Here is a 19,121-nt window from a genome sequence, read left to right as displayed (position 1 = left end):
CTATTCATAGAGGCTTCATCCTAAATCGACAACTGTTCAATATCACCTGTAAGAAATGACAGTTGTTTATAACTTTTCGACGTAACACCATTGAAATTATATTAGAAACAGTCGCGACGCACTCTTCTGAGAAACGAGTTAAGTATGCCTGGCTAATAGCTTGAACGCTTCAACTTCCCCCCAATCACCAACCACTCCATCGACTACCCATTCCTGGTTGGCAGCATAACCGCTTTCTCACAACGCGCCCCTGTAGGAGCAAAACTTACTTGCGAAGGACGATAACGCGGCGTCCAGACTAATCACATCACGTACAAGCCCAAACGCCAGACAGCTAGCAGAAACACCAAGCACCGAGAAACCTGTGGTGAGAGAGGTTGCTCCCGCTAGACCGCGCAACGGCCCCAAAAAGGCACCGCTGCACAGCCCAACGTCCGCTACTTACTCACAGAAGACAGCACCTACTTAGGCAGATCGATCTTATCCAACACCCGATTCGCCGTGATCTCCGCCACCATGATGCTGTTGGAAATGCCCAGCAAAGCGTAGCGCGATTCCCCCTCTAAATGATCCACCAACTGATGGACCATCACGTCAACCGACGCCAGTATCTCGACCAAATAAACCGCCAGGGTTTCGACCGTAGTCTCAGGGTCTACGGAAAACAGGGTGCTGCGTGTTCGCGGGGTGGCTTTGATGTCGGCGTTCGATGGAAAGTGGTAATCGAGAGCCCGCTCGGCGGCCTCATTGAGCTTCTTTGAATCGGGTTCGTATGGGGAGGCCGGATCGGTGTCAGGCGGATTTGGTGAAGGCTTTATCATTTGCTGAGTGTCCTAATGGTGTGCCATCCCTCCTGCTGCTAAACGAAGAGGGTGGCAACTGCACGCAGGTTAGCAGACCGGGACACTCAGCAATCCGGCGCGCCCAAGGGCGCCCTACGTACAGCTACCATTAAGTACAGGCAATGAAATACCTGCATAACAGATGCACGTTCAGCCGAGATATCCCGGGCTGCTAAACCCGATCACTGATGGGCAGTGACACGAATCAAGTTACCGAGTGACCCCAAGGCGCACAAGCCGGCGGATTCTGGCGCAGCCGTAGGCAACGGCGCAAGGTTTTGTAGCTTTCAGGACGTAACCTTTGGAGGTTTTAAACAAAAAATCTGCGGCGATGTTTATTGACGTGGCGCGTGCTTCCCACACCAGACGAAACCTCGATAATCGACGAAGCATTTGAGCTGCCGAGTTCGAAAAATCATGTAAGCCAAAACGCGATCTGTAGCAGCTGGCGGGGGGATCAGGCGGCCTTATCTGCCAGGCCAGTACGGACCTTCACCACCGAGGGTTGCGTCGTGCTGAACACCAACCCCGAAGCAAACACCACCCCAAGAATCACGCCGCCCGCCCCCAGCAACTGCCACACATTGGGCAGCACACCGAGTATCGAGGACACCAGCATGGTGAACACAGGCGCCAGGTTGAAGAAGATCGACGTGCGCGCCGCACCGATCGCATGAATGCCTTTGAACCACAGCAAGTAGGCAATCAACGAACCACAGATCGCCAAGTAGAAAACCGCTCCATGCACAGACAGCGAAGCCGTACTGATCGAGGTCATCGGGCTTTCATAGATGAAGCCCAACACGATCAGGCCAATGACACCGAACAGCATCGAAAACGTGGTGGTTTCCAGCGGTGTCGAGTCTTTGACGAAGCGTCGGGTGCCGACCATGTTAGCTGCCCAGGCGATGCTGCCGGCCAGAATGATCGCGTCGCCGGTCGCCACTTTCAGCCCGAGCAGCACCTGGATATCCCCGCGCGTGATCACCAGGCCCACGCCCAGCAATCCCAGCACCAGCCCGATGGCGCGGCCGCGATCAATGCGTTCGCCTTCCAGCAGCACCGCGAAGATCATGGTCCACAGCGGCGTGGTCGCCAGGATCAGCGCGCCGTTGATGGGCGTGGTGGTTTGCAGGCCGAAGAAGGTCGCGAGGTTGAACGCGGTAAAGCCCAGCAGGCCCAGACCGATAAACGCGGCAAGATTGTTTTTCAGCGTGGTGAGGCGCAACTTGCCCGCCAGGCCGAAAATCAGCAACAGCAACAGGGTAGAAATGGCAAAGCGCTCAATGGACGCGCTGATCGGTGCCATGCTCTTGATGATATAGGCACCGGCATTGAAGTTGGTGCCCCAGAAAAACGTGGCGCCGACGATGCCGGCATACGCGAGAGGCGTTGATTTGGACATGGCTGTTTCCTCGTCAAGTCGTGCGATGAACACGCCGCACACGGCGCGCTTCAGACCTGCTTGTCAGGTGTAGAAGAATTCTTGCAGGCTTGGCGGTGGGGCAAAATCCCCCATTTATTCACCCTTCATGTGAGAAAACGCCCATGTTCGATTGGGAGGATCTTCGCTACTTCATCGTCTTCGCCCACGAGCAGTCGTTGTCGGCGGCGGCGCGCAAGCTCAAGGTCGACCACGCCACCGTGGCGCGACGCATCAGCGCGCTGGAGAGTTCGCTGAACCTCAAGCTGGTGGACCGGCGCCCTCGTTCCTATGTCATCACCGAGGACGGCGAGCGAATTGCCCAGCTCGGGCAGCGCATGGAAAGCGAGTCCTTCGCGGTGCAACGCTCGGCGCTCGCCGGGCAGGAAAGCTTTACCGGCGAAGTCACCGTCAGTGCCCCGCCCGCCCTGGCCTGCGCGTTGATAGCGCCGCGAATCAAGGCGTTGCGCACCCTGCATCCGCAACTGTCTGTGCAGTTGATCGGCAGTCTGGACAGCGCTTCGTTGTCGCGGCGCGAAGCCGATATTGCCGTGCGCCTGAGCCGCCCCAAGGAGCCGGACCTGGTGGCGCGCAAGGTGGCGACGGTGCAGTTCAACCTGTACGGCTCGGCAGATTACTTGTCCAAGACCGCCCCGGAAGATCTGGCGTTCATCGCTTACGACCAGACCATGGAGCAAACCCCGCAACAGATCTGGCTCAAGCAACAAGCGGGGGATCGGCCGATCCTGCTGCGCAGCAATGATCTGAACATCCAGGCAACCATTGCCCAGGCAGGCGCCGGCGTTGCGGCACTGCCGTACTTCCTTGGCGAGCACTACGGATTGCAAGCGATGGAGACCGTGGGCGCGGGGCTGGCGCGTGAAGTGTGGCTGGTGGTCCACAGCGACATCCGGCACACCCCGTCGGTGCAGGCGGTGATGAGTTTTCTGGCGTCCTGTTTCGAAAACTGAGTCAGTGCGCCAAACGCTGCTTTACTGATTCAGATCCTGAACCAACGGGAAGTGCCCCATGGAACGTCTCACCGCCAAAGACTTCGCCCCGGAACTGCTGGAGCTCTACGACTACTACGCCCACGGCAAGATCAACCGGCGCGAGTTTCTTGATCGAGCGGCGCTGTTCACCCTGGGCGGTTTGACAGCCAGCGCCCTCCTCGCCTCCCTGAGCCCGAACTACGCGCTCGCCGAGCAGGTTGAATTCACCGACCCGGACATCCTCCCCGAGTACATTTCCTATCCATCACCCAAGGGCCACGGCAATGTCCGCGGCTATCTGGTGCGCCCGGCCAAAGCCACCGGCAAGGTGCCGGCGGTGTTGGTCGTGCATGAAAACCGTGGGCTCAACCCTTACATCGAGGACGTCGCCCGGCGCGTTGCCAAAGCGGGGTTTATTGCCTTCGCACCCGATGGCCTGAGTTCGGTGGGCGGCTATCCGGGCAACGATGAAAAAGGCAAGGAGTTACAAGCGACTGTCGATCCGGAAAAGCTGATGAATGACTTTTTCGCCGCCATTGACTGGTTGATGAAAAATGACAAGACCACGGGGAAGGTCGGCATCACCGGGTTCTGCTATGGCGGTGGCGTCTCCAATGCGGCGGCGGTGGCCTACCCGGAACTGGCGGCGGCCGTGCCCTTTTATGGCCGTCAGCCAAAAGCTGAGGATGTGCCGAAAATCAAGGCGCCGCTGCTGTTGCATTACGGCGAACTGGACAAGGGCATCAATGAAGGATGGCCGGCGTATGAGAAAGCGTTGAAAGCGTCGGGCAAAACTTACGAGGCATTCATTTACGCAGGCTGCAATCACGGTTTTCATAACGATTCCACGCCTCGCTACGATGAAGCCGCTGCGAAGCTCGCGTGGGACAGGACCGTGGCCTGGTTCAACAAATACCTGGTTTAGGCTGCTGTTTGCAGGTGTGGGCTACACCGTTATCAATTGCTTCGATCTTTTAAATCATGAAGCCGAATTTCTTATTTTTAAGCGGCGAGTCCAGGATGGCGCCACTTCTGATTATTCGGGCGAAAGCTTCATGAACATCAATTTTGCGTTTGCGTGCTTGATCGTGGTGTCGTTTGCGATTGCCCTGGGGCATGGCTGACCGCTCAGGCGTGCGCTTGCACCACTTCGATTCCCAGCTTGCGATAGTCGTCGATGTCGCCTGACGCCACGTGACGCTCGGTAATCAGGGTGTGCAAACGTGAGCACGGCACGACGATGTACGGTTCCACCGCACCCAATTTGTCCGCCGTGGTGACGGCGATCACTTGAGAGGCACTGTCAAACAGCGCCTGCTTCACTGGCACCTCATCAAAATGCAGCGAGCTGATGCCGACCTCCGGATGAATCGCACAAACCCCGGTAAACAGCACGTCAGCCTTGATGCCTTGCAACAAGCGCACGGTCTCGTGACCGCTGACCGACATCGTCGCCAGGTTAAGTTGCCCACCCGCCAGAATCACCTTGATGCCTGGGTATTCCGCGAGGGTAATCGCGGTTAACGGCGATGTGGTGATGGCCGTGATGGAAATAGTCGAAGGCAAGGACCGGGCGATCTGCAGCGTGGTACTCCCCGAATCGAACATCACGATCTGACCATCCCGGACGTGTCGCGCGGCAAGTTGCGCGAGGTGCACTTTCACCTCGTCGGTTTCACCTACCCGAGTGAGGAAATCCTTGCCCGTATCCTTGGGCCGAGGCAACGCGCCACCGTGCACGCGTTGCACCAGGCCGGCGCTGTGCAGCTCCGACAGGTCGCGGCGAATGGTGTCTTCCGAAACGGCGAAATGCTGGCTCAATTCCGAGGCCATGACCTTGCCGTCGCGCTCGAGGATCAGGAGGATTTTTTGCCGGCGCACGGAAGGAAGCTCGGTGGCCGAATGCTGATCTTGCATGTTTATGCCTGAGTTTGCGTGTTTGTGCGAGATTAGCCAAACCGTTGCGTAAACACAATCGCGGTTTTGTTTTCTGGCAAACTCCCCGGCGTCTCCCCCAGAGCAGTCAGCCCATGCCCTTCGCCCTTGTCTCAAACGGTTCACTCCTCACGCCTGAGCAGCCCGACGTAACCGTGCCCTGGTGGAGTTTCACCAAGACGGTTCTCGCCGCCGCAGCGTTGTCGCTGGTGCGTGATGGATTGATCGGTCTGGATGAGGGAGTGCCTGAAGGCCCGTTCACGTTGCGTCAACTGCTGCGGCATGAAGCCGGATTGGCGGATTACAGTGAACTCGCCGATTACCACACCGCCGTCGCGCGCCATGAGACACCGTGGTCAGCCGCCGAAATGCTGCAGCGTCTTGATGCGACCAGGTTACGTTATGCACCCGGAGACGGCTGGCGATACTCGAACGTCGGCTACTTGTTCATCGCCAGGCTCATTGCGCGCGTCACCGGGCTGAGACTTGAAGAAGCGCTGACGCAACGCGTGTTTGCCCCGCTCGGTTTATCGCGCATCCGCCTCGCCACGACCCGCGCCGATCTGGCGTACGTCAACATGGGAGCGGCTTCGACTTACGACCCGGGCTGGGTTTATCACGGTTTGCTGGTCGGCCCGCTTGTTGAAGCGGCCCTGTGTCTGGATCGTCTATTGGACGGGCATCTGTTGCCGCAATCACTGCTGCGGGAGATGCAAACGGTACGCACGCTGGGCGGACCGATCGCTGGGCGTCCCTGGGTTGCTCCGGGATACGGCCTCGGTCTGATGCAGGGCATGGTGGAAAGTGGCCTGACCTTGAGTGGTCACACGGGAGTCGGACCGGGCAGCATCATTGCGGTTTACCGCTGCATTGGTGGAAACAGCACGGCGAGTTGCGCGGTTTTTGATGAAAGCGGCAACGAAGGGGCTGTGGAGGCCGAGGTCGTGCGCCACCTGATATGCGCGGCACTTGAATAAACCTGAAAATCACCTGACCGCCCTTCCTCAAAAAAGGAGCGTTGAGACCTCGATGCCTCAACTCACCAATATCCTGTGGCGAGGGAGCTTGCTCCCGCTGGGGTGCGAAGCGGACCCAAAATCCGCAACCCGGATCATTCAGATAAACCGCGTGCACTGGATTTACGACGGCTGCGCAGCCGAACGGGAGCAAGCTCCCTCGCCACAGGTACAGAAGCGGTCACATCTCAATGTGTGGAATTCACAAGTAAGTTATTGATCACGTTGAATGTGCATCAGTAACTGGCGACTTGCGCCCCATTACCAGACGTCACCAACGCCTTCAACGACGCATCAAACTGCTTCAACGCATTCACCTGCACCGCATTTTGCTGGTCGATTTGCGCAGCAATTTCCGGGGCAGCTTTGCCATGCACCCACACCGAAGGCATCTGCTGCTCACGTGAGCCTTCAGCCTTGCCGATGTATTGCAGGTTCGAGTCGTAGAACTTGGCGAGGAATCGCGCTTCGACCTGCTTGTTGCGCTTGGACACCAGACGGTTGTAGGTGTCGAGCATCACCACCACATCGGGATGGGCTTGTACCAGGGCGTCGAGATTGTCGTAGACGGTCACCGAAGCAAATTGTTTTTGCAGCGATCCCATCAGCCAGTTGATCGCCCGCTTCGGATCGGAGCTGTTGACGAAGGCGCTGCTGATGCGCGAATCCAGCGCCGGGTTCTTCGCCCCATTCAGCGCGACCGAATGGTACTGCTCAAGGTATTCGATCGTGTTGAGGGTGTTTTCGCTGTAGAGCACGCCCACCGACTGAGTGGGTTGCAAGCTCGCGGGGCTGTCGCCCATCGGCAGGAAATGGCAGGACGGGTCGGCCGCGTAGGCCGGCACGGTGGCGGCAACACTGCCGGTCAATACGGCGACAAGGGCCAGCAAGGTAGAGATTCTCATCGCGCAGGTTCCTTCAGAGGCGACTTTGGTATGACGCTATCCTCCTCTCATGACAAAAAAACAGAACTTGCATTCCTTGATGGTGATTATTGATTAAACGAATGGTTGCGTACCGAGGCGTCAGGCGTGACTCCGTGGGGTGAGAAGTGACGTCGAGTGGATATCTGCGTGAAGCCGATTATGCTTCAAGAAACCTTGCAGCGATGCGAGGCGGTCAACCTGTGTGCATGCTTCGTGCAATCCGTAATCCGACGACATCAGCCCAAGGGCCTGGGTGCGGCAAGAAAGGTAACGAGGTACTCCGGCCTATAACAAGAACGACGGAGAAGACTCATGGCCGCAATCGACAACACCTCCACGGGCAGCGCGCCCCAACGCGGTATAACCAAGGAGGAGCGCAAGGTCATTTTTGCCTCGTCCCTGGGCACCGTGTTCGAGTGGTACGACTTCTACCTTTACGGCTCCCTGGCCGCGATTATCGCCAAGCATTTCTTTGCCGGGGTCAATGAGACAACGTCCTTCATCTTCGCGCTGCTCGCGTTCGCTGCGGGTTTCGCGGTGCGTCCCTTCGGCGCCATCGTGTTCGGGCGCCTGGGTGACATGATCGGACGCAAGCACACGTTCCTCATCACCATTGTGATCATGGGTGTCTCCACCGCCGTCGTCGGTTTTCTGCCCGGCTACGCGACCATTGGCGTGGCGGCGCCGATCATCCTGATCACCTTGCGCCTGTTGCAAGGCCTGGCGCTGGGCGGTGAGTACGGTGGCGCGGCGACCTACGTCGCGGAGCATGCGCCGAAAGGCAAACGCGGTTATTTCACCTCATGGATTCAAACCACCGCGACCCTGGGCCTGTTCCTTTCGCTGCTGGTGATCCTTGCTTGCCGGACGATCCTGGGCAACGAAGCCTTCGAGGCCTGGGGCTGGCGGATTCCGTTCCTGCTGTCGATCCTGCTGCTGATTGTGTCGGTGTACATCCGCTTGCAGCTCAGCGAATCACCGGTATTCGTGAAAATGAAGGCTGAGGGCAAGTCTTCCAAGGCGCCGCTGACCGAATCCTTCGCCCGCTGGGATAACCTGAAAATCGTGATCATGGCCCTGCTCGGCGGTACGGCCGGCCAAGCCGTCGTCTGGTACACCGGGCAGTTTTACGCGCTGTTCTTCCTGCTGCAGACACTGAAGATCGACGCGCAGACGGCTAACCTGCTGATTGCTGGCTCGCTGCTGATCGGCACGCCGTTCTTCGTCATCTTCGGCAGCCTGTCCGACCGTATCGGCCGCAAAGGCATCATCATGGCCGGCTGCATCCTCGCAGCATTGACCTACTTCCCGATCTTCCATGCGTTGACTCAGTACGGAAACCCCGACGTGTTCGTCGCGCAGGAGAAGAACCCGGTCACGGTGATCGCCGATCCCGACCAGTGCTCGTTCCAGTTCGACCCGGTGGGCAAGGCCAAATTCACCAGTTCCTGCGACCTCGCCAAGACCGTGCTGGCCAAACGGGCCATTCCCTACAAGAACGAAAAGGCTGAACCGGGCACGGTCGCGCAGGTGCGCATCGGCGACAAAGTGCTTCAGAGTTTTGAGGGCACCGGCATGCCGGCCGCCGACTTCAAGGCCAAGAACGACGCGTTCACCGCCACTCTCGGCACCGCCCTCAAAGAAGCCGGTTACCCCGAGAAAGCCGACCCGGCCAAGACCAACTACCCGATGGTGCTGTTGCTTCTGACCATCCTCGTGATCTACGTGACCATGGTCTACGGACCGATTGCCGCCTGGCTGGTGGAACTGTTCCCGGCGCGCATCCGCTACACCTCGATGTCGCTGCCCTACCACATCGGCAACGGCTGGTTCGGCGGCTTCCTGCCGACGGTGGCGTTCGCCATGGTCGCAGCCACGGGTGATATCTACTACGGCCTCTGGTACCCGATTGTCATCGCCGTGATGACCGCCGTCCTGGGCATATTCTTCATGCCGGAAACCAAGGATCGGGAGATTCATCACACATAAAACGGGCACCTGCCCTCTCGTGAGCGAGAGGGCAGGCCTTTTTAATGCACGCAGATGGATTAAATGCCGTCGCGGCTCAAAAACGAATTGAACCCCACGCCTCATCGTGTTTTCGAAACTCCATAAGCGCCGATCTTTGATCACGAGCAGCGCCATTGGAGAGGAATTCCCGATGAACCGTAGACTGCTGTTTCTGCTCGCCAGCCTGAGCCCCACGCTGGTATTCGCTGAAGGCTGTGACGTCCTGACCCGATCCCAAAGCCCATCCGTTCCGGTGGTCGAGTCCCATAGTTGCTATGAGTACGAAGGCATGCCGGTAAATGCCATCGATTGGTCATGCAGCAACGAGAGCAAGGACATGCTCACCAGCACCAAGAAAAAAGTCGACCAGTGCGACGACCATTATCAGGCCTCCTGCATCGCGACCCTGACCCAGGAATCCCTGGCCAACCCTCACTCCACCAGCAAGGACAAGAACAGCAAGTCGCTGAACATCCCCGACAACGCCCAGGTCACCACGTATTACTACGGTGCGGAACACTTGGCCCAATCGAAGACTGATTGCGAATCGGGCGGTGGACACTGGAAAGCGAAATGATGCCACTGGCTGATACGTCGCCGTTACATCGTGCGATTCGCTGTATCCGCGGTGTTACCTTACCGACCGTGTTGTCACTTCTGCGGTGCCCGGCGGGCCAATAGAGTATTGGCTTCGGTGTGTTGGCCGGGTCGAGAACGTCTCGACCCGACTGTCCGCCGATCCCCCCATCACGGAAGAGGTGACACCATGAGTTTCGTAACCGTTGAAAAAAACCAGAGCAGCGCCCCGTCGGAAGCCGATATGAAAAAGGCCATGACTGAATCTGGCGGCGAACCCGGGGAAGTCACCGGGACCAACGCGGCCCGGAAGCTGACTTACACCGGCACGGTCAATCACACCGTATATGAGAACAAGCTGATCGAGATTGCCAAGGGCAAACGAACCAGCTGGAACTTCGTCTGGGCCGACGCGAAGGTGAGTAGCCCGACTGCATGAAGCCACGGTGGGGCGGTCGCACGGCCGCTCCGCTGTTTCAACTCACAGATTCCCTTGATACAACCCGGTTACGCAGGCTGTTACCTTGCTGGTTTAACCGCCCTCCCCGCTGTAACGCCAAGACACTTCGCCGCCCTGAATCCTGCGCCTACCGTGAAGCCGTCAATGTGTTTAGAGGGTGCTGCCCGATCACTTGTCGGATTCGCTGCCCGCTGCTCATTGATTGCCCAACACAACCAAGGAAGAGGAAAGCCATGAGTAAGTCGAGCGCTGTAAGCAAGCAAGCTCTGCAACTTCACAATGATGTGCAAGAGGCCCTCAAGTCGTTCCAGAGCATTGCCCCCACGGCTCTGAAAACGTCGGACTACTGCAAGGTGTTGACGTCAACCCTGGCAGCCACGCAAAAGTCCGTCACGATCGAGATCGCAGCCGATGACCTGACCCTTCTCAAGCAGTCAGGCTACAAGCTGTGCTTCGCCAAGAAAGTCGGCAACGAAGCCTATAACGTTGTCTGGCAGTCCTATGATAAGTACCTGAGCAACAACGGCTTCAGCTGGACCCCGCAATACCAACTGTTCGGGTCCAATACTTTTCAGGCTGACGTGACGGTGAAGGTGTCGACCAACATCGTCACGATCGGCCTGGGGCAACAATCGATACTCAGCCCGGAAGGCTTGCTGGGCCAGGCGGTAACCGGCGGCCCAGACATATCCATTACCCTGGATAACGAATACGGCCCGATCCACCCCGGCATCAACCAGTTGTCAGTCGGCATCGACGGCACGCAGGTCAGCACGCCGATCTACGTCGCCATCAACCAGGTGGTTACCGGCAACACTGTTTTGACCCCTGTCGAGACCATTCTCGTGTGGTTCGAGCAGAACGTGCAGACCAGCACCATGTTCAGCACGTCGCGGTCCAAGGCCATCGAAATCGACCTGACTGTCGCTAACGCAGCAACCCGTCTCTACGAAGGCGGTGCATGGAAAACCGTGTAATCGTCGCACCGGGGGCAACCTCGCGGTTGCCCCTTCCTCTCAAGAAACATCACCGCTTCCCCGGGCGAAATAGCCCGTCAACGACCGACAGATGGACTCCGCCAGATCTTCCTGGGTCGCGATGCCGTAAGGTTGATTGCGATCGAACTGCTCGGACCAGCGGATCCGCCCCTGTGCGACATCAATCAGGCGCACCGATGCCCGGACTCGGCTCGGTTCCACCCGCACGCTGCCCTCAAGGGAATAGTTACCGCGCCCGGCACGCACAACGTCCAGTGCCTTGACTCTGGAGCGTGACACTTTCATCAACACGTGGTTGCCATGGCTTTGCGTCTGCTCGAACGACTCGAAAAGCCGGCAGCTCAATTCTTCAGACAAGCCCCTGGTGAAGTCATCGCCGTCACGGGTGATGCAGGTAAACGGCTGAATCTGCAAAACAGGATGGCGCATCGAGATGGTTTTGGGTCTGATCCGCTGGTAAGCCAGCCGATAACAACCGGCCGGAATGCTCAGGCGTACCGGGTCTTGCTGCCCGAGGGTGGCGTAATGGATCGCGAGTTTGCGCCGCAACCGGCCCACCTGCACGCGCACCACCGGATCGTCTCCGGTGCAGTAAACAGCCGGGTCACGGCGAAACACGGCGATGCCGATGGCATGCTCGGTGAGTGGGATAGTGGAAAACTGAAGATCGTGATCGACCAGGAAACGCAGCAAACTGCCCATGCGCCTGGACTTGGCAAACACCGGACTGGCCAGCAACAGCGCCAGCACCCGCTCTATCTCTTCGTGATCGAGTGGCTCGGGAACGCCCTCGGCACTTGAATGGCCTACGTGCTTGATTACCATTGCCTGCCTCCGTGCAGGTTACCGACAATCGCTCGCCACCCCTGTAGAAGTGGATATTGATACTGAAGTCGTACTCCATGGCCACGCTCAACGCCCGATCCCGTAAAGGCTCGGACGCTGCAACGTCGAAGCTTAGCAGTGGTTACGCAATGGCGAAGATATTGTGCTGATCGCGGCGTTTGCCCGGGTAATCAGCAGCAACGCGTGGTGCATTGCTTGCCGCCGTAGCGGGCTTCCTGACGCTCGCGAAGAAACGCCGAATGGCTCATCACCGGTTCTTCGGGGTGTTTGAGCGCCATCTGGGCGACATAGTTGTCGTAATCAGGGACGCCGACCATCAAACGCGCGCTCTGGCTGAGGAAGCGGGCGGCTTGCTGCAGTTTACGGATCATGGCAACGCTCTCATTGTGAGGGGGGCAGGGCCATGAAAGCGCACTTTTGTATCTGGAATGTGTCGACGCTCGACCGGACGTAAATCAGTACCTGTAGGAGCCAGGCTTGCCGGCGAAGGCGTACTTGAGAGCGCCTTCGCCGGCAAGCCTGGCTCCTACAGGTCCGACGCTGATCCGTAGTTTTCTGCAACTTCTGATGCTGTACCAAAACCACCCCTCGTCCAACAATGAGCGAAACACGGCCACAGTTTGTTAATATCAACGCGCTTTTTTCGTCTGACTCATCAGGCGCTACAGATTTCCCGTCGCAACACAGGAATGCTTTTCCATGAGTACGTTGTTTACCCGCCGCACGGTCCTGCGCGGTATGGGCTTGTTGAGTCTTGGCCTGCTCGCCGGCTGCGATGACAGCTCCAGGCTGTCGTTCAAGTACGGCAAGGACCTCAGCGACAAGATCATGGGGCGTACCTTCAAGCTCAAAGACGCCCAGGGCGAAACGAAGATGCTCACCAGTTATCGCGGCCTGATGCCGATGGTGTTCTTCGGTTTCACCCAATGCCCGGCGGTCTGCCCCACGACCCTGGCCCGCGCGGCACAGGCCAAGAAACTGATGGGCCGAGACGGCGAGAAGCTGCAGGTGATCTTCATCACCCTCGACCCGGAACGCGACACGCCGCAAATGCTCGACGCCTACGTCAAGACGTTCGACCCGAGCTTCGAGGCGCTGCACGGCACGCTGGAAGAAACCGCCGCCACCGCCAAGGAGTTCGGCGTGTTCTTCGAAAAGATCCCGAGCGGTTCGACCTACACCCTTTCCCACACCGCGACCAGCTACGTCTTCGACTCCCGGGGCAACTTGCGTCTGGGGCTGTCCGCGTCCCTTACGGCTCAAGAGTGCGCAGAAGACCTGCTCACCGTCATGGAAGTCTGCTGATGAATTCGATCCACGCCAACACCGCTTTCTCGCGACGCGTCAAACAACTGGTCCTGGGGTGCGCCCTGATCGGCATGGCCTGGCAGGTATCGGCACAAACCAGAGTGGACGACGCCTGGGTCCGCGCAACTGTTGCCGGCCAGCCATCGACCGGCGCCTTCATGACCCTGCAAGCCGACAGCGACAGCAAGCTGCTCAGCGTGCAATCGCCTGTCGCCAAAACCGTACAGATTCACCAATCCAGCATGAAAGATGATGTGATGAGCATGCGTCAGGTCGAGTCTGTCGAGCTGCCGGCCGGCAAGCCGGTGAGCTTTGATCCCCACGGCTATCACGTGATGCTGATGGACCTGACGGCGCAGGTGAAGGAAGGCGATAAAGTCCCGCTGATCCTGACCGTGGAAAACGCCAAGGGCGACAAAGAGACGATTAAAGTGGAAGCCGAGGCCCGGGCACTCGGCATGGCTGATCACAGCAAGATGCATTAACGGTCGGGGTTTCTCAGGGCGAGCGGCTCCTATTTGACGAGTCGCTTCTCCTTGGATGGCCGGTAGCCGAAATACGAGCTGTAGCACTTGCTGAAATGGCTCGGCGACACAAAGCCACATGCCACCAGCACGTCCACCTGGGACAGCTCCGTATGCTGGAGCAGCCGTCGCGCTTCGGTAATTCGCAGTTCCATGTAATACCGTTGCGGTGTCGTGCCCAGTTGCTCCTTGAACAACCGTTCGAGCTGTCGACGAGAACGACCCGCGTAGACCGCCAGTTGCTCCAGCTCCAGCGGCTCTTCGAGGTTGGCGTCCATCAGCTTCACCACCTCGCGCAATGGCGCGCTCACACAGACATTTTCCGTAGGCTTGATGCGCCGGTAGCGCGACTCCTCGAACGCCAGGATGTCCTCGATCCCCTCGACAAGCGCTTTGCCGTAAAGGCCTTTGATCCAGTCCAGCGCCATGTGGAAGGCCCCGGACGGGCTCGAAGCCGTCAGCCGGTCTCGATCAATGATGTAGGGCTCGCTGCTGACCTGCGTGGCCTTGCAGAAATCCGCCAGCGCCGGGCGATGCTCCGGGTGAATCGCGCAACGGTAACCGTCCAGCAGACCGGCCTTCCCCAAAAACCATGCACCATTCCACAGCCCGGCCAGGCTGACGCCCTGGTCCGACGCCGTGCGCAACAGACTGATCAAGCCTTCGCTGGCCTTGAGTTCTGTCCGGTAGCCACCGCAGATCACCAGCAGGTCCAGCGCTTTGACCGCTGCGCAATCGATACGGGCATCGGGCCGAATGACCAGGCCCAGATCGCTGACGACTTCGCCATCGTTCAAACCAAAGGTGCGAGAAGAGAACGAGTCGGGTCGTAGCAGATTGGCCGTGACGACCGTATCCAGCGCCTGGGTAAACGCCGGCAGCGAGAAATGTTCGAGCAGCAGAAAGCCTGCGCGGACCGTTTGCCGGGTCCCATCAGGGTGTTCATTGAGATAGCGAAGGTTTTTGCCCTTCATGCCTCCGCTGAATTGGCGTCGTTCGATCAATGCTCGATCCACTCCATTACATTACCCAACCGGTTGTATGGTGCGCTGATAAAGCGCCATGTTAACCCGTGGAGCCTCTTCGGCGTATCCACCCGAGCGCCAGACGGCGCTCTGCCTCAGTTATTTATACTCAAATGCCAGCTTAATAATATTTTACCGATACCAGGGTCATCCCTAGTCTTGAGCCCAAGAAATGGCGGGTCGTTCGCGACCTCACTCCAACTTCGAAGGGTATTGAGATGACCACCGAAAAAATAAAAACAGATACGCTGATTGTTGGCGCCGGTCAGGCTGGCGTGGCCATGAGTGAACACTTGAGCAAACTCGGGGTGCCGCACCTGGTGCTGGAGCGCAGCCGCATTGCCGAGCGTTGGCGCACCGGGCGCTGGGATTCGCTGGTAGCCAATGGTCCGGCGTGGCATGACCGGTTCCCGGGTCTTGATTTCGACGACCTCAGCCCCGACGAATTTGCCCCGAAAGAACGCGTCGCCGACTACTTCGAAGCCTACGCCAGGAAATTCAACGCGCCGATCCGCACCGGCGTCGACGTGCTGAAAGTCGAGCGCAATGTCGGTCGCCCGGGCTTCACCATTGAAACCTCTGAAGGCGTGATCGAGGCCAACCGCGTGGTGGCGGCCACCGGGCCTTTCCAGCGGCCGGTCATTCCGCCGATTGCGCCGAAAGATCAGCCTTTCATGCAGATCCACTCGGCCGACTACCGCAACCCGGCGCAACTGCCTGAAGGCGCGGTGCTGGTGGTCGGCGCGGGTTCGTCCGGCGTGCAGATTGCCGATGAATTGCAGCGTGCGGGGAAGAAGGTTTACCTCTCCGTCGGCGCCCACGACCGCCCTCCTCGCGCTTACCGCAACCGTGATTTCTGCTGGTGGCTGGGCGTGCTGGGCGAGTGGGATCAGGCGGCGATGAAACCGGGACGGGAGCACGTGACCATCGCGGTCAGCGGTGCCCATGGCGGGCGCACGGTGGACTTCCGTGGACTCGCCCATCGCGGCATGACGCTGGTGGGGCTGACTCAATCGTTCAACGGTAGCGTAGCGACGTTCCAGCCGAATCTGGCGGACAACCTGGCGCGTGGCGATGAGAACTACCTGGCGCTGCTAAATGCCGCCGACGCTTATATCGAACGCAACGGCCTGGACCTGCCGGAAGAACCTGAAGCCCGCCACGTGTTCCCGGATCCCGAATGCGTGACCCACCCGATTCTTGAACTCGACCTGACCAGGGCCGGCGTGACTTCGATCATCTGGGCCACCGGTTTTGCCACGGATTACAGCTGGCTCAAGGTCGATGCCTTCGACGACAACGGCAAGCCCCAGCATCAGCGCGGCGTGTCGAGCGAGGCTGGCGTGTATTTCCTTGGCCTGCCGTGGCAGTCCCGTCGCGGCTCGTCGTTCATCTGGGGTGTCTGGCATGACGCCAAGTACGTGGCGGATCACATTGCCATTCAGCGCTCTTACCTCGACTACCACGATGCGGCGCAACGCGAGGCTGAACAGGCCCCGGTCGCCCTCAAAACCACGGTCAGTGCCTAAGCCTTTTTCTGTCAGGAGCTAAAAATGTCCACGCCAACCCATACCCGTATTCGCATGTTCAACACCAAGGAAACCTACCCGAACCAGAGCCTGGACAATGACCTGTGCCAAGCCGTGCGGGCAGGCAATACCGTTTATGTTCGCGGCCAGGTCGGAACGGATTTCGAGGGCCGGCTGGTGGGTCTGGGTGACCCGCGTGCGCAGGCCGAGCAGGCCATGCGCAACGTCAAACAGTTGCTGGAAGAGGCTGGCAGCGACCTCACCCACATTGTGAAAACCACGACTTATCTGATTGACCCGCGGTATCGCGAGCCGGTGTATCAGGAAGTGGGCAAGTGGCTCAAAGGCGTGTTTCCGATTTCGACCGGGTTGGTGGTGACGGCGCTGGGGCAGCCGCAGTGGTTGATGGAGATTGATGTGATTGCGGTGATTCCTGAGTAAGTCGTTAGACCGAGTCGCGGCCTTCGCGAGCAGGCTCGCTCCCACAGGGAAATCTTCAGTGGCCGCGGATTTGTCTACGACACAGATCCAACTGTGGGAGCGAGCCTGCTCGCGAAGAGGCCCGCACAACACCTATTTCTCCAAGGCAAACCAAGGAGCTAAACCCATGACTTTCTCCATCGCCGCCCGATGCCCCGAAACCGGTCAGTTCGGCATTGCGATCAGTTCCTCCAGCATCGCCGTCGGCGCCCGTTGCCCCTGGCTGTTACCGGGTGTCGGCGCCGTCTCCACACAAAACATCACCTTGCCGTCGTTAGGCCCGGAAGTGCTCGCCATGATGGAACAAGGCCTGGCGCCGGCCGAGGCGCTGGACAAAGTCCTGACCCGCAACGGCTACAGCCAATACCGCCAGATTACCGCCATCGACCACCTCGGCCAGACCGCGCATTTCAGCGGCGCGCAAACCCTCGGTAACCACAACGCCGTGTCCGGTGAACAATGCGTCGCCGCCGGCAACATGCTTGCCGACCGTTCGGTTATCGAGGCCATGGTCCAAGCGTTCGAACACGGCGAAGGACAACTCGCCGACCGCTTGCTCGCTGCCATGAAAGCGGCCATCGCCGCCGGTGGCGAAGCCGGGCCGGTGCATTCGGCGGCGATGGTGGTGGTCGGCGAACTGACTTGGCCGATCATCAACCTGCGGGTCGATTGGGCGGACGAAAATCCCATCGGCCAGCTGGAAAAACTCTGGGACGCTTATCGCCCGCAAGTTCAGGACTACATCGACCGCGCCCTCGCCCCCGACAAGTCCCCCGGCTACGGCGTCGCCGGAGACGACCGATGAGCAGCAGCCGTGATTTGCTGGAAACCCTGGTGGCGTTCGACACCACCAGCCGCGAATCCAACCTGCACCTGATCGAGTTCATCCGCGACTACCTCGAGGGTTTCGATGTGCCTTGCGAGCTGATCTACAACGAGCAGCGCAGCAAGGCCAATCTGTTCGCGACCATTGGCCCGGCGGATCGGCCGGGCATCGTGCTGTCGGGGCACACCGACGTGGTGCCCGTCGACGGCCAGCCGTGGACTGTTGCGCCGTTTGAACTCACCGAGCGCGGCGGCAAACTGTTCGGGCGCGGCACGGCGGACATGAAAGGCTACATCGCTTGTGTTCTCGCCCTCGTTCCGTCGCTGGTGAACGCCCGGTTGCGGCTGCCGGTGCACATCGCGCTTTCATACGATGAAGAGGTCGGCTGCCTCGGCGTGCGTTCGTTGCTGGCGGAGTTGGAACAGCGACCGGTCAAACCGATGCTGTGCATTATCGGCGAGCCGACCGAACTCAAGCCGGTGCTCGGGCATAAAGGCAAACTGGCGATGCGCTGCGATGTCCACGGTGAAGCGTGCCACTCCGCCTACGCGCCGCTGGGGGTCAATGCCATCGAATACGCCGCCGAACTGATCGGTGAGCTGGGGCGGATCGGCAACCGACTCAAAGCCCCCGAGCATCACGATGCGCGGTTCGACCCGCCGTTCAGCACCGTGCAAACCGGGGTGATTTGCGGTGGCAAGGCCTTGAACATCGTCCCCGCCGATTGCCGCTTCGACTTCGAAATCCGCGCGTTGCCCTCGTATGATCCGAGTGAAGTTGCACAGGCGTTGAAGGCCTTTGCCGAGCAACAGGTGTTGCCGCGCATGCGTGCCGTGAGTGAACAGAGCGAGATTCGATTCAGCCAGTTGTCGGCGTATCCGGGATTGGCGACTGATGCACACAGCGAAGCGGCCGAGTTGATCGCCAGTTTCTGTGGCTCCCGAGCGTTCGGCACCGTGGCCTTCGGCACCGAGGGCGGCCTGTTCGATGCCGCCGGCATTCCCACCGTCGTCTGCGGCCCCGGCAGCATGGACCAGGGCCATAAACCCGACGAATTCGTCAGCCTCGAACAACTCACTGCCTGCGACGCCATGTTGCAACGGATGCTGCTATCGATCACTGAATAACAAAGATTCCGAACACCCAAAAAAACCCTGTGGGGGCTAGCCCGCCAGCGATAGCGATCTGACAGCCAAATCAATGTTGACTGTCAAATCACTATCGCTGGCGGGCTAGCTCCCACAGGGTTTTGCGGTGACCAAACGACCTACTTTTTTTAACGTCTATACCCACAATCTTACTAATTTATCTATCCGCCCCCACCGCACATCATCACTCCAACAAGAAAAGCGTCGCCCCCGTGCGGCGCTCACCGAAGTACGTCCACGTACTCAAATTGCCTTGG

The 19,121-nt window shown here is 59.1% G+C and carries 20 protein-coding genes; 13 read left to right on the top strand and 7 right to left on the bottom strand.

Annotation, left to right across the window (positions count from 1 at the left end; genetic code table 11):
• Positions 1–461 precede the first annotated feature (461 nt).
• Together HP062_RS02625 and HP062_RS02620 are read right to left on the bottom strand one after the other, a co-directional pair.
• Positions 462–821: a DUF6124 family protein gene (locus tag HP062_RS02625; RefSeq protein ID WP_010459527.1), complete on the bottom strand. Its 360-nt coding sequence runs from the start codon at positions 819–821 to the stop codon at positions 462–464.
• Between the two features lie 478 nt (positions 822–1,299).
• The gene (locus HP062_RS02620) at positions 1,300–2,247 is read right to left on the bottom strand and encodes a DMT family transporter (protein ID WP_172790767.1); all 948 of its coding nucleotides are present in this window, start codon (positions 2,245–2,247) and stop codon (positions 1,300–1,302) included.
• A gap of 143 nt (positions 2,248–2,390) precedes the next feature.
• Between HP062_RS02620 and HP062_RS02615 the strand changes: the two genes are divergently transcribed.
• Positions 2,391–3,236, top strand: coding sequence for a LysR family transcriptional regulator (locus HP062_RS02615; protein WP_083376979.1), 846 nt, complete (start codon positions 2,391–2,393; stop codon positions 3,234–3,236).
• A gap of 58 nt (positions 3,237–3,294) precedes the next feature.
• Positions 3,295–4,182, top strand: a complete 888-nt coding sequence (gene yghX, locus HP062_RS02610) for a YghX family hydrolase (RefSeq protein WP_172790766.1) — start codon at positions 3,295–3,297, stop codon at positions 4,180–4,182.
• Between the two features lie 203 nt (positions 4,183–4,385).
• On the opposite strand, the gene HP062_RS02605 is transcribed toward yghX, so the two are convergent.
• Complete coding sequence (locus HP062_RS02605; protein ID WP_010459523.1) at positions 4,386–5,174, bottom strand: DeoR/GlpR family DNA-binding transcription regulator; 789 nt, start codon at positions 5,172–5,174, stop codon at positions 4,386–4,388.
• A gap of 113 nt (positions 5,175–5,287) precedes the next feature.
• On the opposite strand from HP062_RS02605, the gene HP062_RS02600 reads away from it, so the two are divergent.
• Positions 5,288–6,169, top strand: coding sequence for a serine hydrolase (locus tag HP062_RS02600; protein ID WP_172790765.1), 882 nt, complete (start codon positions 5,288–5,290; stop codon positions 6,167–6,169).
• A 275-nt stretch (positions 6,170–6,444) separates the two neighbouring features.
• Here HP062_RS02600 and HP062_RS02595 read toward each other — a convergent pair whose 3' ends face one another.
• Entirely contained in the window at positions 6,445–7,113 is a 669-nt protein-coding gene (locus tag HP062_RS02595) for an ATPase (protein ID WP_172790764.1), read from the bottom strand.
• Positions 7,114–7,446: 333 nt separating this feature from the next.
• Between HP062_RS02595 and HP062_RS02590 the strand changes: the two genes are divergently transcribed.
• The 4 genes from HP062_RS02590 (at position 7,447) to HP062_RS02575 (ending at position 11,157) form a co-directional block, all read left to right on the top strand.
• Complete coding sequence (locus tag HP062_RS02590; protein ID WP_010459519.1) at positions 7,447–9,123, top strand: MFS transporter; 1,677 nt, start codon at positions 7,447–7,449, stop codon at positions 9,121–9,123.
• 172 nt (positions 9,124–9,295) lie between these two features.
• Positions 9,296–9,721, top strand: coding sequence for a hypothetical protein (locus HP062_RS02585; RefSeq protein WP_077750125.1), 426 nt, complete (start codon positions 9,296–9,298; stop codon positions 9,719–9,721).
• Positions 9,722–9,910: 189 nt separating this feature from the next.
• The gene (locus HP062_RS02580; RefSeq protein WP_083376984.1) at positions 9,911–10,159 is read left to right on the top strand and encodes a hypothetical protein; all 249 of its coding nucleotides are present in this window, start codon (positions 9,911–9,913) and stop codon (positions 10,157–10,159) included.
• A gap of 254 nt (positions 10,160–10,413) precedes the next feature.
• Positions 10,414–11,157 (top strand): hypothetical protein, encoded by a 744-nt coding sequence (locus tag HP062_RS02575; protein WP_172790763.1) that lies wholly within the window; start codon positions 10,414–10,416, stop codon positions 11,155–11,157.
• Between the two features lie 39 nt (positions 11,158–11,196).
• Here HP062_RS02575 and HP062_RS02570 read toward each other — a convergent pair whose 3' ends face one another.
• Together HP062_RS02570 and HP062_RS02565 are read right to left on the bottom strand one after the other, a co-directional pair.
• Complete coding sequence (locus HP062_RS02570) at positions 11,197–12,003, bottom strand: hypothetical protein (RefSeq protein WP_172790762.1); 807 nt, start codon at positions 12,001–12,003, stop codon at positions 11,197–11,199.
• A 191-nt stretch (positions 12,004–12,194) separates the two neighbouring features.
• A complete protein-coding gene (locus HP062_RS02565; protein WP_010459510.1) occupies positions 12,195–12,395 on the bottom strand; it encodes a YbdD/YjiX family protein in 201 nt (66 codons plus the stop codon).
• A gap of 328 nt (positions 12,396–12,723) precedes the next feature.
• On the opposite strand from HP062_RS02565, the gene HP062_RS02560 reads away from it, so the two are divergent.
• Both HP062_RS02560 and HP062_RS02555 read left to right on the top strand, forming a co-directional pair.
• Positions 12,724–13,329, top strand: a complete 606-nt coding sequence (locus HP062_RS02560) for an SCO family protein (protein WP_010459508.1) — start codon at positions 12,724–12,726, stop codon at positions 13,327–13,329.
• On the top strand, positions 13,329–13,817 hold the full coding sequence (locus HP062_RS02555) for a copper chaperone PCu(A)C (protein ID WP_083376987.1): 489 nt from the start codon (positions 13,329–13,331) through the stop codon (positions 13,815–13,817). The genes HP062_RS02560 and HP062_RS02555 overlap by 1 nt, the downstream gene beginning before the upstream one ends.
• Positions 13,818–13,846: 29 nt before the next feature.
• On the opposite strand, the gene HP062_RS02550 is transcribed toward HP062_RS02555, so the two are convergent.
• Complete coding sequence (locus HP062_RS02550; protein ID WP_077750153.1) at positions 13,847–14,830, bottom strand: GlxA family transcriptional regulator; 984 nt, start codon at positions 14,828–14,830, stop codon at positions 13,847–13,849.
• Positions 14,831–15,099: 269 nt separating this feature from the next.
• Here HP062_RS02550 and HP062_RS02545 point away from each other — a divergent pair, with 269 nt between their 5' ends.
• The 4 genes from HP062_RS02545 to argE all read left to right on the top strand — a co-directional run bounded on the left by HP062_RS02545 (position 15,100) and on the right by argE (position 18,843).
• Entirely contained in the window at positions 15,100–16,410 is a 1,311-nt protein-coding gene (locus HP062_RS02545; RefSeq protein WP_172790761.1) for an NAD(P)/FAD-dependent oxidoreductase, read from the top strand.
• Positions 16,411–16,434: 24 nt separating this feature from the next.
• Entirely contained in the window at positions 16,435–16,851 is a 417-nt protein-coding gene (locus HP062_RS02540; RefSeq protein ID WP_172790760.1) for a RidA family protein, read from the top strand.
• Positions 16,852–17,017: 166 nt separating this feature from the next.
• Positions 17,018–17,695, top strand: a complete 678-nt coding sequence (locus tag HP062_RS02535) for a DUF1028 domain-containing protein (protein ID WP_154912544.1) — start codon at positions 17,018–17,020, stop codon at positions 17,693–17,695.
• Entirely contained in the window at positions 17,692–18,843 is a 1,152-nt protein-coding gene (argE, locus tag HP062_RS02530) for an acetylornithine deacetylase (protein ID WP_169857252.1), read from the top strand. Before HP062_RS02535 ends, argE begins: the two co-directional genes overlap by 4 nt.
• The last annotated feature ends 278 nt before the right edge of the window (positions 18,844–19,121 follow it).

This window comes from Pseudomonas sp. B14-6 (genome assembly GCF_013260315.1).
GTDB lineage: Bacteria > Pseudomonadota > Gammaproteobacteria > Pseudomonadales > Pseudomonadaceae > Aquipseudomonas > Aquipseudomonas mandelii.
This window is presented reverse-complemented; position numbering and strand designations above follow the sequence as displayed.